20 protein-coding genes and 2 tRNA genes are annotated in these 21,339 nt (G+C 58.0%); 10 read left to right on the forward strand and 12 right to left on the reverse strand.

Annotation, left to right across the window (positions count from 1 at the left end; genetic code table 11):
• Nucleotides 1–60: 60 nt before the first annotated feature.
• The 4 genes from QZL71_RS02020 to QZL71_RS02035 form a co-directional block, all read right to left on the reverse strand.
• Nucleotides 61–534: a pilin gene (locus QZL71_RS02020; protein WP_097775281.1), complete on the reverse strand. Its 474-nt coding sequence runs from the start codon at nucleotides 532–534 to the stop codon at nucleotides 61–63.
• A 208-nt stretch (nucleotides 535–742) separates the two neighbouring features.
• Nucleotides 743–2,293 carry a 4Fe-4S dicluster domain-containing protein gene (locus tag QZL71_RS02025; RefSeq protein ID WP_223389356.1) on the reverse strand — a complete coding sequence of 517 codons (1,551 nt, stop codon included), beginning with the start codon at nucleotides 2,291–2,293 and terminating at the stop codon, nucleotides 743–745.
• A 250-nt stretch (nucleotides 2,294–2,543) separates the two neighbouring features.
• Complete coding sequence (gene mtaB, locus QZL71_RS02030; RefSeq protein WP_097775282.1) at nucleotides 2,544–3,839, reverse strand: tRNA (N(6)-L-threonylcarbamoyladenosine(37)-C(2))-methylthiotransferase MtaB; 1,296 nt, start codon at nucleotides 3,837–3,839, stop codon at nucleotides 2,544–2,546.
• Nucleotides 3,840–4,014: 175 nt separating this feature from the next.
• Nucleotides 4,015–4,380 (reverse strand): twin-arginine translocation signal domain-containing protein, encoded by a 366-nt coding sequence (locus QZL71_RS02035; RefSeq protein ID WP_294647523.1) that lies wholly within the window; start codon nucleotides 4,378–4,380, stop codon nucleotides 4,015–4,017.
• A 215-nt stretch (nucleotides 4,381–4,595) separates the two neighbouring features.
• Between QZL71_RS02035 and QZL71_RS02040 the strand changes: the two genes are divergently transcribed.
• The 8 genes from QZL71_RS02040 (at nucleotide 4,596) to plsY (ending at nucleotide 12,298) form a co-directional block, all read left to right on the forward strand.
• On the forward strand, nucleotides 4,596–5,834 hold the full coding sequence (locus tag QZL71_RS02040; RefSeq protein WP_294647524.1) for a D-alanyl-D-alanine carboxypeptidase family protein: 1,239 nt from the start codon (nucleotides 4,596–4,598) through the stop codon (nucleotides 5,832–5,834).
• Nucleotides 5,835–6,047: 213 nt separating this feature from the next.
• Entirely contained in the window at nucleotides 6,048–7,379 is a 1,332-nt protein-coding gene (locus QZL71_RS02045; RefSeq protein WP_005944264.1) for a glucose-6-phosphate isomerase, read from the forward strand.
• 51 nt (nucleotides 7,380–7,430) lie between these two features.
• Nucleotides 7,431–7,835, forward strand: a complete 405-nt coding sequence (locus QZL71_RS02050) for a hypothetical protein (RefSeq protein WP_005944262.1) — start codon at nucleotides 7,431–7,433, stop codon at nucleotides 7,833–7,835.
• 141 nt (nucleotides 7,836–7,976) lie between these two features.
• Nucleotides 7,977–8,477 (forward strand): YceD family protein, encoded by a 501-nt coding sequence (locus tag QZL71_RS02055; protein WP_294647525.1) that lies wholly within the window; start codon nucleotides 7,977–7,979, stop codon nucleotides 8,475–8,477.
• Nucleotides 8,478–8,503: 26 nt separating this feature from the next.
• Nucleotides 8,504–8,683, forward strand: a complete 180-nt coding sequence (gene rpmF / locus QZL71_RS02060; protein WP_005920250.1) for a 50S ribosomal protein L32 — start codon at nucleotides 8,504–8,506, stop codon at nucleotides 8,681–8,683.
• A 93-nt stretch (nucleotides 8,684–8,776) separates the two neighbouring features.
• Nucleotides 8,777–10,108 (forward strand): radical SAM protein, encoded by a 1,332-nt coding sequence (locus QZL71_RS02065; RefSeq protein WP_044954006.1) that lies wholly within the window; start codon nucleotides 8,777–8,779, stop codon nucleotides 10,106–10,108.
• Nucleotides 10,109–10,264: 156 nt separating this feature from the next.
• Nucleotides 10,265–11,608, forward strand: a complete 1,344-nt coding sequence (der, locus tag QZL71_RS02070) for a ribosome biogenesis GTPase Der (RefSeq protein ID WP_005944256.1) — start codon at nucleotides 10,265–10,267, stop codon at nucleotides 11,606–11,608.
• A gap of 27 nt (nucleotides 11,609–11,635) precedes the next feature.
• Nucleotides 11,636–12,298: a glycerol-3-phosphate 1-O-acyltransferase PlsY gene (gene plsY / locus QZL71_RS02075; protein WP_005944253.1), complete on the forward strand. Its 663-nt coding sequence runs from the start codon at nucleotides 11,636–11,638 to the stop codon at nucleotides 12,296–12,298.
• A gap of 66 nt (nucleotides 12,299–12,364) precedes the next feature.
• Here the strand turns inward: plsY and QZL71_RS02080 are convergent, their stop codons facing one another.
• From QZL71_RS02080 to QZL71_RS02095, 4 genes are all read right to left on the reverse strand, one after another.
• Nucleotides 12,365–12,952, reverse strand: a complete 588-nt coding sequence (locus QZL71_RS02080) for a transporter (protein WP_294647526.1) — start codon at nucleotides 12,950–12,952, stop codon at nucleotides 12,365–12,367.
• A gap of 84 nt (nucleotides 12,953–13,036) precedes the next feature.
• Nucleotides 13,037–14,038, reverse strand: coding sequence for a substrate-binding domain-containing protein (locus tag QZL71_RS02085; RefSeq protein WP_097775289.1), 1,002 nt, complete (start codon nucleotides 14,036–14,038; stop codon nucleotides 13,037–13,039).
• A 20-nt stretch (nucleotides 14,039–14,058) separates the two neighbouring features.
• Nucleotides 14,059–15,678 carry a DUF5046 domain-containing protein gene (locus QZL71_RS02090; RefSeq protein WP_294647527.1) on the reverse strand — a complete coding sequence of 540 codons (1,620 nt, stop codon included), beginning with the start codon at nucleotides 15,676–15,678 and terminating at the stop codon, nucleotides 14,059–14,061.
• A 141-nt stretch (nucleotides 15,679–15,819) separates the two neighbouring features.
• On the reverse strand, nucleotides 15,820–17,202 hold the full coding sequence (locus QZL71_RS02095; protein WP_294647528.1) for an MATE family efflux transporter: 1,383 nt from the start codon (nucleotides 17,200–17,202) through the stop codon (nucleotides 15,820–15,822).
• A 373-nt stretch (nucleotides 17,203–17,575) separates the two neighbouring features.
• Between QZL71_RS02095 and QZL71_RS02100 the strand changes: the two genes are divergently transcribed.
• Nucleotides 17,576–18,385, forward strand: a complete 810-nt coding sequence (locus QZL71_RS02100) for an RICIN domain-containing protein (RefSeq protein ID WP_294647530.1) — start codon at nucleotides 17,576–17,578, stop codon at nucleotides 18,383–18,385.
• Between the two features lie 71 nt (nucleotides 18,386–18,456).
• Here QZL71_RS02100 and QZL71_RS02105 read toward each other — a convergent pair whose 3' ends face one another.
• Complete coding sequence (locus QZL71_RS02105) at nucleotides 18,457–19,107, reverse strand: Crp/Fnr family transcriptional regulator (RefSeq protein ID WP_294647532.1); 651 nt, start codon at nucleotides 19,105–19,107, stop codon at nucleotides 18,457–18,459.
• 86 nt (nucleotides 19,108–19,193) lie between these two features.
• Between QZL71_RS02105 and QZL71_RS02110 the strand changes: the two genes are divergently transcribed.
• Nucleotides 19,194–19,922, forward strand: coding sequence for an ATP-binding protein (locus tag QZL71_RS02110; protein WP_294647534.1), 729 nt, complete (start codon nucleotides 19,194–19,196; stop codon nucleotides 19,920–19,922).
• A gap of 63 nt (nucleotides 19,923–19,985) precedes the next feature.
• Here the strand turns inward: QZL71_RS02110 and QZL71_RS02115 are convergent, their stop codons facing one another.
• The 3 genes from QZL71_RS02115 to QZL71_RS02125 form a co-directional block, all read right to left on the reverse strand.
• Nucleotides 19,986–20,861 (reverse strand): hypothetical protein, encoded by an 876-nt coding sequence (locus QZL71_RS02115; protein ID WP_294647535.1) that lies wholly within the window; start codon nucleotides 20,859–20,861, stop codon nucleotides 19,986–19,988.
• A 116-nt stretch (nucleotides 20,862–20,977) separates the two neighbouring features.
• Nucleotides 20,978–21,069 (reverse strand) — tRNA-Ser (locus tag QZL71_RS02120).
• A gap of 128 nt (nucleotides 21,070–21,197) precedes the next feature.
• Nucleotides 21,198–21,289 (reverse strand) — tRNA-Ser (locus QZL71_RS02125).
• Between the last annotated feature and the right edge of the window lie 50 nt (nucleotides 21,290–21,339).

Genomic DNA, 21,339 nt, shown 5'->3' on the forward strand with positions numbered 1-21,339 from the left:
GAGTGATAAAAGCAAAGAACGGCGTTCCGGTGGGGAACGCCGTTCTTTGCTTGAAAAAACTTACTTGTTCCAGATGCACATGCGGGCCGCGGTGTTGATCTCGCCCAGCACGCTCAGATCCATCTGAATGTTGCAGGTAACGGTGAGTGCCTTGTTCACATCGCTGCCGGTCAGCACCGAGGCGGGCATGTTCTTGATGGTGAGCACGCCGGTGCCCTTGGCAACATCGCCGGAGACGGTGCCGGTGTAGGTCACATCACCAATGGTCAGGCCGGACAGATAGCCGGTGACACCCATCTTGCTTACCTGCTGGATGGGCAGGGTGAGCGTGTAGGTGCCGTTGGACTGGCGGGTGAGGGTGACATCACGGCTGGCATCGATGCCGGTGTTGGCCATGGATTCCTTATCGGATCTTTCTTTCCAGAATTTAATGCCTACGTTCAGGCTGGAAGCAGCGCTTGCACCAAAGGTGAACATGCACAGCAGCAGCACTGAGAGCAGGGCGGCGCTTACGCGCTTATAAGTGTTCGTCATGAATGATCTGCCTTTCCTGCCACAGAGGCGGCGTTGAACAATTGCGGTAATACCGGTTTGTCAATGCTAAAATAGCATGGCTGTGCAAAATTGTCAATCCGCTTCGTGAAGCTTTCACAGAAATGTTGCACATTGATAAAATATGGTGGGCGAAAATGACGAAGAACCGCCCCTCCGGCAGGAGAAGCGGTTCTTGAAAAATCAGCGCTTAAAGTTCAAAGTCGGGGTCGTCCTTCAGCACATGGATCTCGCTCATAAAGGGGCTCTGCTCCGGGTCGGCGAAGGGAGCTTCCTTGACGTACTTGTTCAGCTGGATGGCCGTGCGTGCGGGGTCGGCAATGGTGCCTGCGCCGCCGATGCAGCCGCCCGGGCAGCCCATGCCTTCCAGCAGGTAGCCGTTGTACTTGCCAGCCTTGGCCAGCATGAGCAGCTTCTTGCATTCGGCAAGGCCCTGTGCAGATGCGATCTTGACATCCATATCCGGGTGCCATTCCTTGATCTTATCGGCAACAGCCTTGGCAACGCCGCCGGACTGTGCAAAGCCGCGGCCTGCTGCGGATGCAGCGTGCAGAGCTTCGGCCTCGTCCACTTCCAGCAGGCTGGTGTCCACATCCTTGGCCTCGATGATACCGGCCAGCTCTTCAAAGGTGAGCACGAAGTCCACATCGGAGCGGACGGTGCGGCGGGAAGCTTCCAGCTTCTTTGCGGCGCAGGGTCCAATGAAACACATACGGGCCTCGGGGTCCTTCTGCTTCATCATGCGGGCGGTGAACACCATGGGGGTCATGGTCATGGAGATATTCTTGGCAAGATCCGGGAAAGCGGTCTTTGCCATCATGCTCCATGCCGGGCAGCAGGAAGTTGCCATGAAGTTGAGCTTCTCGGGCACTTCCTCCAGGAAGTCGTGTGCTTCGTCCACGGTGCACAGGTCGGCACCAATGGCAACCTCCACCACATCGTAGAAGCCGACGGCCTTCAGGGCGGCCTTGAGCTTGCCGGTGGAAGCCAGACCCGGGAACTGGTTGATGAAGGCGGGAGCCACCAGCGCGTAGATGCGGTCGCCGCGGTTGAAGCCCTGGATCAGCTGATAGATCTGGCCCTTGTCAGCAATGGCACCGAAGGGGCAGTTGACCAGACACTGGCCGCAGGAAACGCACTTGCTGTAATCGATCTCGGCACGGCCCAGCTCATCGGAGTGGATGGCACCCATGCCGCAGGCTGCAGCGCAGGGACGCTCGGTCTTGACGATGGCGTTATAGGGGCACACGCCGACGCAGCGGCCGCACTTGATGCACTTGTCCTGATCGATGATGGAACGGCCGCTCTCCCATGTGATGGCCTTCTTGGGGCACACTTCCATACAGGGGTGGGCAAGGCAGCCCTGACACAGGTCGGAGACCTTGACCAGCTTTTCCGGGCAGCGGTTGCAGGCAAACTTGATCACGTTCACCAGCGGGGGATCATAATACTTATCGGCGATGGAAGCATCCTCCAGACCGGAGACGACGCTGTTGTGCTCGTCCATGCGGCGGGTGGGCAGACCCATGGCCAGACGCACGCGCTCCTCAACGATGGCGCGCTCCAGAAAGATGTCCTTGCGCAGCTTGCCTTCCTCGCCGGGGATGATGGTGTAGGGGATCTTGCGCATCAGGTGGTTGGCCTGCTCGCCCTTGACGTTGGCGTAAGCCATGCGTGCCACCTCGGTGAACACCTGACGGCGGATCTGGATGACCGTGGTATTGATTCCTCTGAAACTCATTCCAATTCTCTCCTTGCTTTGCTAAAAACAAACGGGCTGCACCCGGCTGCCGACAGCGTTCTGCCGCGCAGGGCGGGCGCGTTACAGGGCACATTGGTAACGCACTGCTGCAAACAGCGCTGTGCCCGGGATGATCCACCTTCATTTTAGCATAAAGCGTGCCGGATGAAAAGGGATAAAACGCAAAATTTGTTAAAAATTTGTTGTATTCGTCCTCGTGTACAGAATCAACAGTTTTAAGCGCAGAAACTCAGCAAAGTGCTGCACGCACACGCTCGCCGTCGTATTCGCCCAAGCGTACATGCACGATCTGCCCGCTTTCGTGGCCGGGGGCGGATACCACCACCGGAATGTACAGCCGGGTGTAGCCGGTGAACAGCGTGCCGGAAAGCGGGGTCTCCAGCAGCACATCGTCCTCGGTGCCCACATAGGCGGCCAGCACTTCGCGGCGCACCTCCTCGGCGATGCCGTTCATCACGCGGCTGCGCTCCTGCTTTTCCCGCTCGTGCACCTGCTCCGGAAAATCGTAGGCCGGGGTGCCGCTGCGGCGGGAGTAGGGGAACACATGCACCTTGAGAAAGCCGATCTTTTTCAAAAATTCGCAGCTCTCTTCAAAGTCGGCCTGCGTCTCGCCGGGGAAGCCGCAGATGCAGTCGGTGGTAAAGCTGACCGGGCGCTCCCCGTAGGCGGCGCGCAGCTGGTCCACCACCTGTGCATACTGCTCGGCAGTGTACACGCGGCGCATCCGGCGCAGGGTGGCAGTGCAGCCGCTCTGCAGGCTCAGGTGGAACTGCGGGCAGAGCTTTTCCACCGCGGCAAGGCGGGTGATGAACTCCGGCGTGAGCATATCCGGGTCCAGACTGCCCAGACGGATGCGCTGGATGCCCTCCACCTGAGCACAGTGCTCCACCAGCTCCACAAGGTTGGTGCCGGTATCCAGACCATAGCTGGGCAGGGAGATGGCACTGAGCACCACCTCGCGGTAGCCGGAAGCCGCCAGCTGGCGCAGTTCGGCTAGGATGCTGGCTTCGTCGCGGCTGCGCACCGGGCCGCGGGCCCGGGGGATGACGCAGTAGGCGCACTGGCGGTTGCAGCCGTCCTCTACCTTGATAAAGGCACGGGTGTGGGTCTCGAACCGCTCCACGGGCAGCTCTTCAAATTTTTCGCCGCGCTGGTGGGGCGTGATGGCCACAATGCGCTCATGGCCGTCCAGCAGCTTGAGAACGTTATCTAAAATGGCCTTGCGGTCGCCGTTGCCGCACACAAGGTCGGCCTCGGTGAACTGGGCGGCTTCCTCCGGGAAAGCCTGCGGGTAGCAGCCGGTAAGCACCGTGACCGCGCCGGGGTTCTCGCGCTTTTTGCGGCGCAGCCACTTGCGGCTTTTCTGGTCGCCAAAGTTGGTCACGGTGCAGCTGTTCACCACAAAAACATCCGCAGGCTCGTTCTCCTGCGCAATGGTAAAGCCGTTGGCGCGGAACATCTGTTCCAGCGCGCCGGTCTCGTTCAGGTTGACCTTGCAGCCAAGGGTATAAAAACAAACTCGCATGAGGGGGTATCCTTTCGACAAAAAACGGGGTGGTGTTTGCATTGCTCTTTATTATATATCACAGCGGCGGTGCGGCGCAAGACCGGATGCACAGCAGCAGGCATTTTTTGCTGGAAAGCGGGCAAAACAAAAAGAGACGGGCAAACGCCCGTCTCTCGAGAAAGCTTTTGGAAAATTATTTCGTCGATTCCTTCAGAGTTGCCTTGACGTAAGCAGCAGTCTTTTTGGTATCGTCTGCCTCAACATACTCAATATCAGCAACTTCGACGTTCTTGGCACCCTTCATAGCAATCTGAGTGTTCAGATTGGCGATGCAGGACTTCTTGTCCTTGTAAGCGTCAGCGGGCCACAGGACGGTCTTCTTGTTCTTCAGAATCTCCAGAGCGGCCTTGACCTTATCATTTTCAGCCTGACCTTCTACGGCCTCGAACTTGACCTCGGTAGTAGAAGTGAAAGCACAGCCGGTGAACATGGAAGCGCTTGCAGCAGCAACAACGGTCAGACCAGCCATCTTCAGGAAAGAACGACGAGACAGAATCATAATAGTATCCTCCTAAAAAATAATTCCACAAATTAAAGCAATACGGCCTTTTTGGGCCATCTCCAATTTACACTATAAGGTGGGCAAAAGTCAAGCCCTTTTGTAGAAAAAGACAAAATAAAAAATGCAGGCTGCGGTGCGGGCGCAGGATATTCTAAACAAAAAGGCCCCTGCATACTCTCTCAGCAAGAGACATTGCGCAGGGAGGGACCGAAATGGAGCGGAAAAACTTGGCGCTTTTGTGTGCAGGGGTGGTGTGCTTCTGGCTGTTTGCACTGGCCTTTGGCACGGCGCAGGGCAATGGGCTGCGGCAGCAAAACCCGGCGGTGCAGGCGGCTGCAGACCAGACCCGGCCGGTGCAGCCCGCGGCGGCACAGCCTGCCTTGGAGCTGCCCTGCCGCGCCGCCTGCCTGATCGACCAGCAGACGGGCACTATATTATATGAAAAGAACGCCGACCAGCAGATGCCCATTGCATCCATTACCAAGGTAATGACCCTGCTGCTCACCTTTGAAGCCGTGCACGACGGCCGCATTGCCATGGACACGCTGGTGCCGGTAAGTGAACACGCCTACCACATGGGCGGCAGTCAGATCTGGCTGGAGCCGGGGGAGCAGTTCACGCTGGACGAGATGATCAAAGCCATTTGTGTGTCCTCCGCCAATGATGCCGCTGTGGCTGTGGCAGAGCTGGTGGGCGGCAGCGAGCCGGGCTTTGTGCAGATGATGAACGCCCGCGCCGCAGAGCTGGGCATGGTGAACACCACCTTCCACAATGCCTGCGGGCTGGACACCGAAGGGCATCTTTCCACCGCCCACGATGTTGCCATCATGAGCCGCGAGATTTTGAACACCTGCCCGGAGGTGCTGCACTATACCGGCATCTGGACGGACACCCTGCGCGGCGGTGCCACCCAGCTGGTGAACACCAATAAGCTGCTCAAGCGCTACAACGGCATCACCGGCCTGAAAACCGGCACCACCAGCGGCGCGGGCGTGTGCATCAGCGCCAGCGCCACCCGCGACGGGCTGGACCTGATCGCCGTGGTGCTGGGGTCGCTCTCCAGCTCGGAGCGGTTCACAGCGGCCACCACCCTGCTGGACTACGGCTTTGCGGCCTACGCCGCTGTGCCGCTGCCCGCCATGGAGGACCGGCCTCTTCTTATAAAAGTAAAGGGCAGTGCAGAGGAAAGCGTACCGCTGGACTACACCGCTCTGCCCGAAACGCTGCTGATGCCAAAGGAAAGTGCCGCCGCCCTTACCGCGCAGCTGGATCTGCCGCAGGAGCTGGAAGCACCGGTGCAGCTGGGCCAGACCGTTGGCACGGTGCGCATCCTGAGCGGGGAGACTCAACTGGGCGAGTACGAGGTGCGCGCCGCTGCCGATGCTGAAAAAATGGACTTTGGCATCGCATTCGGCCTGTTGTGGGACGCTTTGACCGGCTGCGAAAGCTGAATGCACGCTTCAGCGTACAAAAGCGCGCTGCAGTAAGCTGCGTGGAACTGTCTGTGTGAACAATTCTGGATGAAGAAACAAAAAAACACTATTAAAATTGTATGAAATCCAAGGATTTTGACCTTGACTTTGCCCGGAGGGAACGGTACACTTATACCAAGATATTTCCTCGCAGGGCAAAGGCCCGGCAAATCGTTTGGAGGTTATAATAAAATGAGTGTCGCACTGAACACCAAACACCTCTCCAGCTTTATCAGCGAAGAGGAATATGCAGCCATCTATCCGCAGGTGGAAGCTGCCCATAACCAGCTGGAAGCAAAGTCCGGCCCGGGCAATGATTTCCTCGGCTGGATGTATCTGCCCCGTGATTATGATAAGGAAGAGTTCGCCCGCATCAAGGAAGCCGCCGCAAAGATCCGCGAGGATTCCGATGTGCTGGTGGTGGCCGGCATCGGCGGCAGCTATCTGGGCGCACGCGCTGTCATCGAGGCCGTCAAGGGCCAGTTCCACAACGAGCTGGAAAATGGCCCCAAGATCTACTTCTGTGGCAACAGCATCAGCCCCACCTACCTGAACAACATCATCAGCCTGTGCAAGGGCAAGCGCTTCTCCATCAACGTCATTTCCAAGTCCGGCACTACCACCGAGACTTCTCTGGCATTCCGCGTGCTGCGTGAACTGCTGGAAAAGGAGATGGGCGTGGAAGAAGCCAACAAGCGCATCTACGCCACCACCGACCGTGCCAAGGGCACCCTGAAGCAGCTGGCCGACGCACAGGGCTGGCCCACCTTCGTGGTCCCCGACGACGTGGGCGGCCGCTACTCCGTGCTGAGCGCTGTGGGCCTGCTGCCCATTGCTGCTGCCGGTATCAGCATTGACGACCTGATGAAGGGCGCTGCCGATTCCATGGAGCGCTTCTCCGTTCTGAGCAAGGACAACGACGCTTACAAGTATGCTGCCATCCGCAACATCCTGTACCGCAAGGGCAAGAGCGTTGAAATTCTGGAATGCTACGAGCCGGACTTCGCCCTGATGAACGAGTGGTACAAGCAGCTGTTCGGCGAGAGCGAGGGCAAGGACAACAAGGGCCTGTTCCCCGCAAGCTGCATCTTCTCCACCGATCTGCACTCTATGGGTCAGTTCATTCAGGAAGGCTCCCGCACCATGTTCGAGACCATCGTGGACGTGAAGAAGCCTGCACAGGATCTGTTCATCGACCCGCTGGAAGGCAACTTTGACGGCCTGAACTTCCTGGCAAACCAGAACATGAGCATTGTCAACCGCAAGGCCATGGAGGGTACCATTTTGGCACACACCGACGGCGGCGTGCCCGAGGTGCTGATCGAGGTGGACGACCTGACCGCTTACAATGTGGGCTACCTGATCTACTTCTTCTGGCGTGCATGTGCCTGCAGCGGTTATCTGCTCAGCGTTAATCCCTTCAACCAGCCGGGCGTTGAGAGCTATAAAAAGAATATGTTTGCTCTGCTGGGCAAGCCGGGCTACGAAGGCCTGACCGCCGAGCTGGAAGCAAAGCTGAAGTAAATAAAAATGATCTCCCGCCGCAAGGCGTGGAAAATACAGGAGGACTGAACTATGATTAAACTGATTGTTGGTACCAAGGGCTCCGGCAAGACCAAGGCTATGATCGACCAGATCAATGATGCGGTCAAGACCTCCAAGGGTAACGTGGTCGTCGTTGAAAAGGGCATGAAGCTCACCTACGACATCGCTCCTGCTGCACGTCTGATCGACCTGGACGAGTACAAGATCTCCGGCGGCGAAATGCTGTACGGCTTTGTTGCCGGCCTGATGGCAAGCAACTACGATATCACCGACCTGTACATCGACGGCATCCTGAAGGTGCTGGATCACGACATCAACCGTCTGGGTGTTGTGCTGGACGAGATGGCAGCCATTGCAGGCGACAGCGTGAAGGTGACGGTTACCGTCAGCGCTGACGAGGCTGCACTGCCCCACGATGTGAAGAAGTACCTGTAATTCCGGAAAATCGGGATCTGAACCACTTTGAACAGGCAGAGAACCGGGAAATTTAAATTTTTTCGGTTTTCTGCCTGTTTTGGTGTTGACAAAGGGCTGCGTTGGCGCTATACTAACAAAGCAGCCTTTTAGAGGTGTACTATGCAATTTGACCTGAGAAAGTTTATCGCCACCGGCAGACAACCCTATCATGCAGAGTTTCAGTGTGATTTATCTGCACATGATTATGCCGGGGCAAGGATCCCGCAGCCGGTCACCGTTGTTTTTGAAGCGGAGACGGACGGCGGCGAGGTCCGGATGACACTGCGGGCAAACGCATCGGTGCACGGAGAGTGCGCCCGCTGTCTGGACCCGGTCATTCGGGAGGAGACGGTCGATACGGAGTGGACGGTAAAGGAACGGGATCTGGATGACCCGGATTTTGACCTTCCGCTGGACGAAAAAGGACATCTGGATGTAGATGAATGGCTCAATCAGGAGTTTATGTTCCAGATCCCCACGGTGCTGCTTTGCAGTGCCGACTGCGCCGGGCTTTGCCCCGTGTGCGGCAAAAAGAAGGCGGAATGCACCTGCCAGCCGGCAGAGCATACCGAAGCTCCCGTAGACACAAGGCTCGCAATCCTTAAATCACTGCTGAACTGATAAACCCATCAAGGAGGTGCAAAAATATGGCAGTACCTAAGAGACATCTTTCCAAGGCCCGCCGCGACAAGCGTCGCAGCAATGTTTGGAAGCTGGAGGCCCCCGCACTGGTCAAGTGCAGCAACTGCGGCTCTCTGAAGCTCCCCCACCAGGCATGTGGCAACTGCGGTTACTACAAGGGCGAGGAAGTCATCAAGAAGGCCTAATTTGCGCGTAATTGGTGGCATAATGGTGTTATGTACAGAAGGGGAGGGCGCATGCCTTCCCCTTCTTGTTCTGTCTGAAAGGAGGTGGATGCGGTGGCAATGAAGATCGCACGGGTGGAACCCGGCAGCGAAGCGGAGGTGCTGGGCCTTGGCCCGGGTGACGAGCTTTTGAGCGTGGACGAAAACGAGCTGAACGACAGTCTGGACTACGATTTTTACACTGACAGCAAAAGCTTCCACCTGAAAGCAAGGGTGGCAGACGGCATCCGCGAGTGGGATGTGCAGCGCACGGAGCGCGGCCCCTTTGGCTGCGATTTCCAGACCTATCTGGGCGATCAGAAGCACTCCTGCTCCAACCACTGCATGTTCTGCTTCATCGACCAGCTGCCCCCCGGTATGCGCGAGAGCCTTTACTTCAAGGACGATGACGAGCGGCTTTCCTTTTTGTTCGGCAACTATATCACCATGACGAACATGCAGGACCACGAGATCGACCGCATCATCAAGATGCACATTTCGCCCATCAACATTTCAGTGCACACCACGAACCCGCAGCTCCGTGTGCGGATGCTGGCCAACAAGCGCGGCGGCGAGGTGCTCAAGTATCTGCCCCGTCTGGTGGAGGGCGGCATCGCCGTCAACTGTCAGCTGGTGCTGTGCCGCGGCATCAACGACGGCGACGAGCTGCGCCGTACCCTCTCCGACCTTTTGGAGCTGACCCCTATGGTGCAGAGCATCGCTGCGGTGCCCTGCGGTGTGACGGACTACCGCGAGAAGCTGTTCAAGCAGACACCGTATGATGCAAAGACCAGCGCCGAAGTCATCGACATCATGGAAGAATTCGGCGATGAGTGCAAGCGCCGCCACGGCAAGCGCATCATTTATCCCAGTGATGAATGGTACCTCAAGGCAGGCAGGCCCATCCCGCCGGAAGAGTTCTACGAGGACTTCGACCAGCTGGAAAACGGCGTGGGCATGATGCGCCTGTACGCCTCGGAATTTCTGGCGGAGTTGGAAAAGCCCCACCGCATCTACGGCACCAAAAAGATGGACGTGGTCACGGGCGAAATGGCTTCGCCGCTCATCCGCCAGATGATGGCTGAGCTGCACCGCCAGTACCCCATGGTCGAGGTGACGGTGCACACTATCAAGAACAAATTCTTCGGCGGCAATGTGGGTGTGGCCGGGCTTGTAACGGCGACCGATATCATTGCTCAGTGCGAGGGCAAGCTGACCAGCGGCACGCTGGGCGTGCCCGCCGTGATGCTGCGGGAGGAAAAAGACACCTTTCTGGACGACATCACCACCGACCAGCTGGCCCAGCGCCTTGGCGTGAAGGTGGAGGTGCTGCCGACCTCTGGCGGCGACGAAGCCCGCGCCCTGCTGCGCAGCGGCCTGCACATTGCAAGGAGAAGAAGAGCATAAAAGAAAACCCTCTCCGTCATCGCTGCGCGATGCCACCTCTCCCGAAGGGCGAGGTTTTATGCATCTTTCGGCAGAAGTGATAAAAGCTCCCCCTTTCGGGGGAGCTGGCGCGGCGTAAGCCGTGCCTGAGAGGGTTGTAAGAAAGGAGGAACCCCTATGAGCAAACCGATCGTAGCAGTGGTGGGCCGTCCCAACGTGGGCAAATCCACCCTGTTCAACAAGCTGTGCGGTCAGCGCCTTGCCATTGTGGAGGACACGCCGGGCATTACCCGCGACCGCATTTTTGCCAACTGCGAGTGGAACGGCCATGACTTCCTGCTGGTGGACACCGGCGGTATTGAGCCCAAGGCTACCGAGGGCATTCTGGCCCACATGCGGGAGCAGGCCCAGATCGCCATTGACACTGCAGACTGCATCATCATGGTGGTGGACGTGCGCGACGGCCTGACCGCCGCAGACGAGGATGTGGCCCACATGCTGCGCCGCAGCCACAAGCCCATCATTCTGGCCGTGAACAAGTGCGACAAGGTGGGCGATGCCCCCATGGAGATGTACGAGTTCTACAACCTCGGCTTTGACGAGGTGATGCCCATTTCGTCCGTGCACGGCCACGGCACCGGCGACCTGCTGGACGCTGTGTGCGCCCATCTGGACTTCAGCGAGACGGTGGTGGAAGAGGACCGCATCCCGGTTGCCATCATCGGCCGCCCGAATGTGGGCAAGTCCAGCCTGACCAACCGCATTCTGGGCGAGAACCGCATGATCGTGGCAAACGAGGCGGGCACCACCCGTGATGCCATTGACACCCCGGTGGACAACGCTTACGGCAAGTTCATCTTTACCGATACCGCCGGTCTGCGCAAGCGCAGCAACATCACCGACGGTCTGGAGCGTTATATGGTAGTGCGCGCACTGGCCGCTGTGGAGCGCAGCCGCGTGGCGCTGATCCTTGTGGATGCCACCGTCGGTTTTACCGAGCAGGACAGCAAGGTGGCCGGTTATGCCCACGATCAGGGCAAGGCGTGCATCATCGTCGTCAACAAGTGGGACGCGGTGGAAGGCAAGGAGACCAACACCATGGAGCTGCAGCGCCGCGATTATGCCGAGTGCTTCAGCTTTATGGGCTATGCTCCTATCATCTTCATCTCGGCTCAGACCGGCTACAACGTGAACAAGCTCATGCAGCTGATCCGCGATGTGGACAGCCAGAACGGTGCCCGCGTGCCCACCGGCGTGCTGAACGAGATGCTGGCCCGCGCCACAGCCCGGATGCAGCCGCCCAGCGACAAGGGCCGCCGCCTGAAGATCTTCTATCTGACTCAGGCATCCACCCGCCCGCCCACGTTCGTGGCCTTTGTGAATTCGAAGCAGCTGTTCCATTTCAGCTACCAGCGGTATCTGATCAACCAGATCCGCGAGAACTTTGGTCTGGAACACACTCCCATCCGTCTGGTGATCCGCGAGCGCGGCTCCGGCGAAGTGGGCGCAAAGGACGTGTAAGCGCCCGCAAAGGAGGCATCCGTTTCTATGATGAAAGCGATCCTGATCGCCGCAGCCACCATCCTGCAGGCGTACCTGCTGGGAAGTGTGGATACCGGCATCCTCGTCAGCAAATTCGTATATCATGACGACGTGCGCAATCATGGCAGCGGTGCGGCCGGCATGACCAACATGCTGCGCACCTTTGGCAAGAAGGCTGCCGCCATGACCGCGACAGGCGATGTGCTCAAGGGCGTGCTGGCCGTGTGCATCGGCCGGTGGCTGTTCCACATGCTGCCCGCCGATGCTGGTGTGTCGCCGTATCTGGGTGTCTATCTGGCCGCTATCTTTGCAGTGCTGGGCCATCTGTACCCGCTGTACTTCGGGTTCAAAGGCGGCAAGGGCGTGCTGGTGGCAGCTGGTGCCATTCTGGCCATCCAGCCGGTGCTGCTGCCGTTTCTGGCCATTATCTTTCTGGTGTGCCTGATCCCCACCGGCATGGTGTCGCTGGGCAGCGTGGCCATGGCAGCACTCTACCCGGTGCTGACCATCATTTACGGTTCCCTGCAGGGCTATGCCGCCGGTGATATGCTGGTGTGCGCCATTGGCTCCGGCTTTATGTCCGGCATGGTGATCTATATGCACCGCGCCAATATCCAGCGCATCCGTGAGGGCAAAGAGTACCGCTTCGGAAAGCACAATAAAAAATAAAAGCATTATAAAATGCCCCGCAGCCTGCTGGTTTTCCGGCAGTGCTGCGGGGCATTTTTGTTTATGTTATTTTGGTTCCGGGGCGGCCTGCTCAAAATCGTACTCGTCAAAAGTCTCTTCTTCGGAAGGAATGGCCTCGGCCACCTCGGCCTTGGCGCGCTCCTTCAGGCGGGAGAGAAACGCATCGGCGGGGATGCCGCTCTGGCGAGGTGAAAGATCCGGTGCCGGATGGCCGTCCGGCAGGTGGGCACCAAAGGCCGGCACAAAGAAGAACTTGCGCACAATAAAGATCAGGGCGATGGCTCCCACGCTGAGCAGGTTTTCCAGTGCGGAGTCGTGGCCCACTACCAGATGACGGGCAATGGCGTAGAGCAGCACTTCCAGACTGCTGCCGGGGCTGTGCTTGGCCAGCATTTTGATGAACTCGATGCCGATCACGATGTCAAGGCTCCGCTCCAGAAAAATGCGGATCTCCACTTCGTTACCGTCAAACAGCAGGCCGGGCATCCACTTGATGAGCGGCACAGCGCTGAGCAGCAGGCCGATGAGCACAAGGCCGGAGAGCAGGATTTCCAGCAGGCTGGATGCCTGAATGATGCGGTTGCGCAGCTGGGTGCGCCAGCAGCTTTCCACATGGGAGGAGGAATTGTCCATATTGAGCCTTCCTTTGCAAAAAAGTTTCAACATTCATGTGTAATATTGTAACAGAAATGCAGAAAGCTGTCAATTGCTGGAAGATTAAACGGCACTGTTCGCTGCAGTGGCGGGTGCCACCGCTACATAGCCGGATTTTTTGATGCAGTCCTGTCCGGCGGCGGTATCCAGCCAGTCGTAAAGCTGGCGTTCCGGGCTGTCGGCGGCAGCGTCCGCATGGAGAACGGCATAGAACTCGTTGCACAGCGGGTAGCTTTCGCTGGCGATGGTGTCGTTGGAAGGGGTCACGCCGTCCACGGCCAGCAGACGCAGGCCGGGCTGGGAGTACATCTGGTCGATGTAGTAGTAGACCGAGAAGCCGATGGCATTGGCGCTGTTGTTGTAGGCGGCGATGCTGTCCACCAGCTCACCCATGGCAGCGGGAGCCAGCTCGGTGGGCGGGTCCATCAGTTCGCCGCCCTGAATGAGCAGCTTGCGGAACAGGGTCTGGCTGCCGGAGTCTTCGCCCCGCTGGAAGGGCACGATGGCAAGATCCTCGCCGCCCACTTCTTTCCAGTTGGTGATCTTACCGGCATAGATATCCTTCAGCTGCTGCCGGGTCAGGCTCTTGACCGGATTGTTCTCGTTCACGATGAACACCAGTGCGTCCCGGCCAATGGGTTTCTGTTCCAGCTGGGCGTTTGCTTCTTTCAGCTCTTCCTTTACGTAGTCCGGCGCTTCGTAGACCACCAGCATCCTGGCAGTGTACTCCTCATCCGGGTACAGGCCGAAGTTTTCCCACGCATAGGCCGTGGTGCTGACCGAAATGCCGCTCTGGGCTACTTCCAGATCGATGCCGGTGGTATCGGCCATCATCTGGGCCATCAGCGGGATGCAGGCAGTGCTGCCATCCAGCTTGGGAAAATCTTCCACGGTAAACAGCCCGATGGGTTCAAGCTCGCTCACGGAAGAAGCGGGTGCTTCCGGCGAGGTGGAAGCGCTGCTGGCGGGGGTGTCATCCCCCTTGCAGGCAGTGAGAATGCCTGCGGCAGAGCAGGCGGCAAGGCCAAGCAGAAAGCTGCGGCGGGAAATTTTAGCATTTTTCATAAGGCGTTCCTCCTATTGGGTCAGTAGCCCATTTCATCGTCGGCGTTGATGGAAGAGAAGATGCTTTGGCAGTAAAGCCATTTGCCGTTCGTATCCATCCAGCCGTAGTAAAAGCCGCGTTTTGCAACGAACACGTGTTCTGGCAGCTGGTTCAGGCTGTTGTCGTAGTAGCTGTAGCAGCTGCCAAGGCCATAGAACACAATGTTGCCGTTTTCATCCAGCACGTCACACATTGAGCCGTTGCTGCTGGGCGCGTTGGCGTTGCCACAGTACAGCGGCCTGCCCTCCGGTGTGGTGATGAGATAGTTCAGGGCATAATACTTGTCCTGCAGATGGGTCAGGTCGGAGACAAGGCCCTCGGGGCCGTACACGCGGGTGGCGGTGGTCTCAAAGTTATCGTTATCCCGCAGCTCCAGCCAGACGTAGCCGTCACCCTTGTTATCCATCATCACGCTTTGCTGGCCCTCCACTGGCTCCACGGTGGTATCAGTGATCAAATCGCCGGTTTCGGTGTTGAACACCTTCAAGCGTCCGTCCTCATAGTAAAGGGCGATGGTGTCGCTCATGACGCTGGAGGCGTACAGCGGTGTCACCTCACCGGTAACAAGGTCGTGCAGATCATAGCCGAAGTCGCCGCTCGTGCGCCATGTGACCACATAGCCCGGGAAATAGCTGCTGGGCTGGTCGTCGAAGGTGCCAATGAGGGTGCGGTCCACGGTGGCGAGATCCCGCAGCTCGTAGCGGCCATCGCTGGTCTCGAAGCAGGCGGTGCCGCTGCCGCATACCTGTCGGAAGCCGGTGAAGCCTTCGCCTGTGGCGGGGTTATAGAGCGTTTCGTCCGTTGGCTCGCCGCTGGCGTGGCAGGTGTCCAACTCCACCCAGTCGGTCAGAACGTCCGGTGCATAGGGAAGGCTCAGGGCAGTAGTGGCATCTGCGCCGTAAGTCTGTGTACCGTCCTTCGTCTGTATAATGACCCAGCTGTGCAGGGCGGGTTCATCGTCCCATGCGTCCTCGGCAAGGTCTGCTGGGCGGGCATAGCAGGTGAACACCAGCCCGTCCCCGCACACGATGCAGCGGTATGCGCCATCCGGCACGGGCAGACGTTCGCCGGTGGAAAGGTCGATCACCTGACAGGTGCCGTAATCGTCGTAGCCGTTTTCGTAGCTGCCGTTCACGGCGTGGGCTTCCTGCAGCACCAGCAGACCGTTCTGCATGGAGGCGTTCTGCTCCCCCTCAAAGGTTATGACTTCATTGCCGTCTTTGTCAAACAGGCCGCTGCGCCGTCCGCAATAAGCGTCCGGGTCGGCCCAGGTGCGGAACCAGTAGTTGGTCTCACCGGTCACGGTGTCCTGCAGAAGGTTCACGTTCTCGCTGCGGAAGGACTGGTACAGCACCTTGCTGCCGCACAGAACGGTGCAGGCACCGCCGGAATTGTCGTAACCGTAAAGTATCCGCAGCTTTCCGTCGTCCAGCCGGGAGCTGTCGTAAAGCGGATCCCCATGTGCATCGGTGGGCACTGAGAAAGCAGGAGCAGCAGGCTTGCCGGAAGCGGGCGGCAGCACGCTGCAGCTGCAGCCAAGGGTAAGGCACAGGGCAGCGCATACAGCAGCGCTGCCTATGCGGCAAACGTTACGCTTCATAAAGATCACTCCTTACAGTATGGAAAGGAACAAAGTTTAAAAGAAAGCCGGAAAGGTTTTCCAGTTCAATTATAATACGAAACAGCCGCGCATTCCATTGCAGGAAAACGCGGCTGTTGATTACAGTTTTATGACAGACTTTCAGGACTGTGCTTTGGCTTTTTCAGCATCGTCCATCCGGTCCAGCTGCTTGAGGAAGGCCAGCAGGAACGGCAGGGAAACAATAAAGGTGAGCGCATCCGCAATGGGCTGGCAGATCTCTACGCCCACAAGGCCGAAAGTGCGAGGCAGAATGAGGATGAGCGGAATGAAGAACACGCCCTGACGGCAGCAGGCCAGAAAGGTGGCGCGCCCGGCTTTGCCCACGCTCTGGAAGGTCATGTTTGCCACCACAATGATCGGATGCAGCAGAATGGCAAGGCACTGATAGTGGAAGGCGGGCAGCGCCACGGCGGTAACTTCCGGGTCGTCGCGGAACAGGCGGATGAGGGCATCGCTGTTGACCCAGCACAGGCTCACCAGCACCACCAGCATACAAAAGGCTGCACCTATGGTAAAAACTGCGGCTTTTTGCACCCGGCGGAATTTGCGCGCACCGTAGTTGAACGCGGCCACCGGCTGAAGACCCTGCCCAACGCCAATGGCTACCGAGATGATGAACATGAAAATACGGGAAATGATGCTCATGCCGGCCACAGCGGCATCGCCATAGCTGCGGGCGGCAATGTTCAGCAGCATGCCGCCGATGCTCTGCAGGCCCTGACGGCCAAAGCTGGGAGCACCGCCGATCAGGATCATGCCGAACTCCCGCGCTTCACGGGTGACGGCAGTAATACGGAACTGACTGACGGTTTTGCCCCGCAGGAACATGGACAGCAGGATGCAGAAGCTGATGCTTTGGCTGAGAGCCGTAGCAATGCCTGCACCGGCGGTGCCAAGGCCCAAGCCGAACATAAAGATGGGGTCCAGCACAATGTTCAGCACGCCGCCGGTCACAAGGCCGATCATGGCAAAGTTCGCCTTGCCCTCATAGCGCAGGATGTTGTTCATCACAAGGCTGGAGATCATAAGCGGGGCTGCAATGAGGATGGGCCGTGCATAAGCGCAGGCGTGGGGCAGAATGGTCTCGGTGCTGCCCAGCAGCATCATGAAGCTGGGCAGAGTGGCAAGGCCCACAACGGCCAGCACCACGCCAACGGCCAGAGCAGTAAAAAAGCTGGTGGAAGCAAAGCGGGTGGCAGCCTCAGTGTTCCGGCTGCCAAGGCTGCGGCTGATGATGGTGCCGGAGCCGTGGCCCAGTGTAAAGCCAAGCGCCTGAATAATGGCCATCAGGCTGGAAACAATGCCCACCGCACCGGAAGCGCTGGTGGAGATCTGGCCCACAAAAAAGGTATCGGCCAAGTTGTAGATGCTGGTGATGAGCATACTTAAAATGGTAGGGGCGGCAAGACCGAGGATCAGCTTTGGAATGGGTGTCTCGGTCATTTTTTTGTATTGCTGAATGTTGAGCTCGTCTGCTGACATGAAAGAACCTCCTTTTATCATAAGGAATAGGTCAAGAAAAGCCGCCCAGCAGCAGAGCGGCGGATAATTTGAATGTGTGCACGGGATGCACGTTCCATAGTATAACGCAGCTGCGGCAAAAAGTCGAGAGCCGAACCGGTACAGAATGGTGCCTGAAATGCCCATGGAGCGGGAGAAAAACGGACGGAAAGCTTGACTGTTTTTGTCTGTTTTGCTAAAGGCTGGTCGAATTGCTTGTAGAAAATCACGATATGTGGTATCATTTACCATAAGGGAAACAAAAGAGCCTGTGCATCTGTACAGGCTGCATACAAAATACAAGCGGCAGCCGCAGGCAGAGCCGGGCGGCTGCAATCCATAGGAGGAACAAACCATGAAAACTGTTGCACAGACCGTGATCGAAGCCGATCACTTTTACACCATTGCCGCGCACACCGGAAACGTCATTCAGGCCGTGGAGGGCACCAAGGAAGCCGGTACCGTCCGTCTGGGCAAGTACGAGCATAAGCCTGAGCAGGAGTGGAGCTTTATCCGCGTGGGTGACGGCGTTTACCGCATCCGCAACCGCGCATCCGGCAAGCTGCTGGACCTGACCATGACCGGCACCGCCAACGGCACCTGGCTGCACCTGTGGGAGGATGTGGGCGGCACCTCTCAGATGTGGACTGTTCAGCCCACCCCGGAAGGAACTGTGCGCCTGCGCTCTTCCTGGGCCGGCGGCAAGTGCGTGGACACCGTTGGCATGGGCGCTGCGGTTGGCACTGTGCTGCAGATCTGGCAGGAGGTGTCCGGCGCAGATGACCAGCTGTGGACCATTGCCGAGGTGAAGGAGCGCGCAAAGCGTGCCGCAAAGAAGGCCGAGGCGCCTGCTGTGGAGGCTGCCGCTGAAGCTGCCCCCGCTGCAGAAAAGGCACCGGCCAAGAAGACTGCGGCCCGCAAGCCCCGCACCACCAAAAAGGCGGCTGCCGCCAAGGCAGAAGCTGCAGAAGAGGGGAAGGCAGAGACCGCAGCACCGGCAGAAAAGCCCGCAAAGCCTGCCCGTAAGACCGCCGCAAAAAAGACCGCCGCCAAGGCTGCCGAAAAAGCAGAGCCTGCAAAGGCAGAAGCACCTGCAGAGGAGAAGCCCGCTGCGGAGAAGCCCAAGCACAAGTGCGCACCCCGCAAGAAGAAGGAGACGGTCTGATCTCGTTCTGTTGATTTGTTAAAATGAAAGCGCCCGCCGGAGGTCCAGCCCTGCCCGGCGGGCGCTTTTGGTTATTCTGGAAGCTGCTTTAAAACAAAGCGGTTTTTATCAAATTCCAGCAAACCTTCGTCCCGCATTTTGCACAGCTCTTTGGAGAGGGCGCTGCGGTCCAGATTGAGGTAGTCGGCCATCTGCTGGCGGTTGAAGGGCACCTCGAACTCCATCCTGCCGCAGCGTGCTGCCTGTGCGGAAAAATAGGTCAGCAGCCGTCCGCGCACAGTCTTGGGCGTTGTGCAGAAGATGCGCTGCGAAAGGCTGAGGTTCTTGCGCATGGACACCGCCAGCAGGCGGCGCAGCAGCTTGTCTTTCAGCGCTGGCTCGATCCGCGCATCGGTAAGGGCGGCAGTGTGCAGGAACAGTATTTCGCAATGTTCGGCCGCAACAGCATCCACCATCAAGGCCTCGCCGCAAAAGGCGTAGGTCTCGGCAAAGGCCTGCCCGGCACCTACGCTGCTCAGGATGCTTTTGGTGCCCCAGAGATCCAGATTTTCAATGTGCACGGAACCACGCAGCACAATGCCGATCTCCCGCACGCAGCTTCCGGCGCGGAAGATGACCTCGTGCTTTGCAAACTGCCGGGTGCGCAGGTGCCCGGCAGCGGCAAGGGTATCCAGCTCGGCTTCTGAAAGATCCTGAAACAGGGGCGACGCGATCTTTTTCATAAAAATCCTCTTTCTGTGGTTATAACAACCGAAAGCACGGTCTGATTATAGTATACTCAGAACATCAAAGCAAGGAGGATTTTTCCATGATCCGCAAAATCATTCATATAGACGAAGAAAAATGCAACGGCTGCGGTGCCTGCGTCACCGCCTGCCACGAGGGTGCCATCGGCCTTGTGAACGGCAAGGCCAAGCTGATGCGGGACGACTACTGCGACGGCTTTGGCGACTGCCTGCCCGGATGCCCCACCGGTGCCATCACCTTTACCGAGCGCGAAGCCGCCGCTTATGACGAGCAGGCTGTGCTGGAAAACAAGCAGAAAAAGGCCGCTGCCGCTCAGCAGCAGGCACAGCCCGCCGCACCGGCGTTCCATGGCTGCCCGGGCAGCATGATGAAACAGTTCCACCGTGAGCAGACCGCACCTGCCGCAGCCGCAGTGCCCATGCAGTCCCAGCTGGCACAGTGGCCTTGCCAGATCAAGCTGGTGCCGGTGAACGCGCCCTACTTTGACGGTGCCAAGCTGCTGATCGCCGCCGACTGCACCGCCTATGCCTACGCCAATATCCACGAGGAGTTCATGAGGGGCCATGTGACCATCATCGGCTGCCCGAAGCTGGATGCTGTGGATTACAGCGAAAAGCTGACCGAGATCATCCGCAGCAATGATATCAAGAGCGTGACGGTGCTGCGCATGGAGGTGCCCTGCTGCGGCGGGCTGGAGCACGCTGCCATCACTGCTCTGAAGAACAGCGACAAGTTCATCCCGTGGAATGTAGTCACCTTCTCCACCGATGGCCGCATCCTCGACCGGTAAAATGACAGAACAAAAGCCAGAAACGACTGTTGCCGTTTCTGGCTTTTGATGTTTGCGGAAAGATCAGCCCGCGTTCTGTACACTGTTGGCAGCGGTCTGCACGAACTGCAGCACGCTCTGGATGGTATCGCGGATCTGCACCAGCGTCTGGATGTCTTCGTCCTTCATGCGGGATGTGGGCGCAGTGAGCACCACGGTCTGGGCACTCACGGTGCCAGTGAGCTGGATGCTGACCCCGTGTTCCGGGATGGTGAGCAGGATGTGCACCGGGATGGCATCCGCAAAGAATCTGCTCTTTTCCAGCCCGATAACAAGTACCGGTGCATTGGCGCTGGCATCACCGGTATCCAGCTGAAAATAAAGGTAGCCGTCCTTTGCGTTTTCCGGCTGTACGCGCTGCAGCTTTTTCTGCGGCAGCTCAAACTCGGTCATGTCCTGCAGGCTGGTGGCTGTGGTGTCCACACCCAGCAGGCTTGCCAGCTGGGCCTGCGAGATATAGCTGCCAAGGCTCCAGTCCGGCAGCAGAAGGCTCGCCAGCGGGTAGCTGTCGGTGATGGAAGAGCGGATATTTTTGTACAGCTGCCCGACATCGTATAAGGTCTCGCTGCTGCTGATATACACCCGGGTGAGCGGGCCTGCCGGGATAACGGCATCCGGGGATGAGATGCTCAGCTGCAGTGCGTCCGGCGTATACAGGCCGTTGACGGTGCCCTTGGTGGAGCCTGTCTTTTGCAGGATGGTGTAAAGGGCAGGGGAATCGGCTGTGGATGTGATCTCATAATCAAAGGTAAAGGCCGCGCCTGCCTGCAGCGCTTTCACCCGGCGGGCTACCAGACTGTACCCGGTTACAGCGGCCACGACTGCAAGCAGTACAAGGATGAGCACTGCGATCAGGATCACATAGCCCGCGCCGTGCTTTTTTCGTTTGGAAGATGCCATAAAAAATCCTCCCTCAGATGTTTTATTCAGCATAGCGGAACAGCGGACAAAAGTCAAGGCAGAACAGAGAAGCGCTGAAAAAACAAAAAATCCGAAACCGCAAGGTTTCGGATTTCTGGCGGAAAGATGGGGATTCGAACCCCAGAACGCTTTTGACACGTTACACGATTTCCAGTCGTGCGCCTTAGACCAACTCAGCCATCTTTCCATATTCAGTTGTGCGTCACAATGCTCTACTATAATACCTGAAAGGTGCGCATTTGTCAAGCACTTTTTTTTAAAATGAAAAATGAGAAGATAAAACAAAAAATCCGGGACCCAAAGGTTCCGGATTTCTGGCGGAAAGATGGGGATTCGAACCCCAGAACGCTTTTGACACGTTACACGATTTCCAGTCGTGCGCCTTAGACCAACTCAGCCATCTTTCCATATTCGGTTGTACGCCGTAGCGCCACACTATAATACCTGAAAGAACCGC

Origin of the sequence: uncultured Faecalibacterium sp. (genome assembly GCF_900066275.1) — a bacterium.
Classification (GTDB): Bacteria; Bacillota; Clostridia; order Oscillospirales; family Ruminococcaceae; genus Faecalibacterium; species Faecalibacterium taiwanense.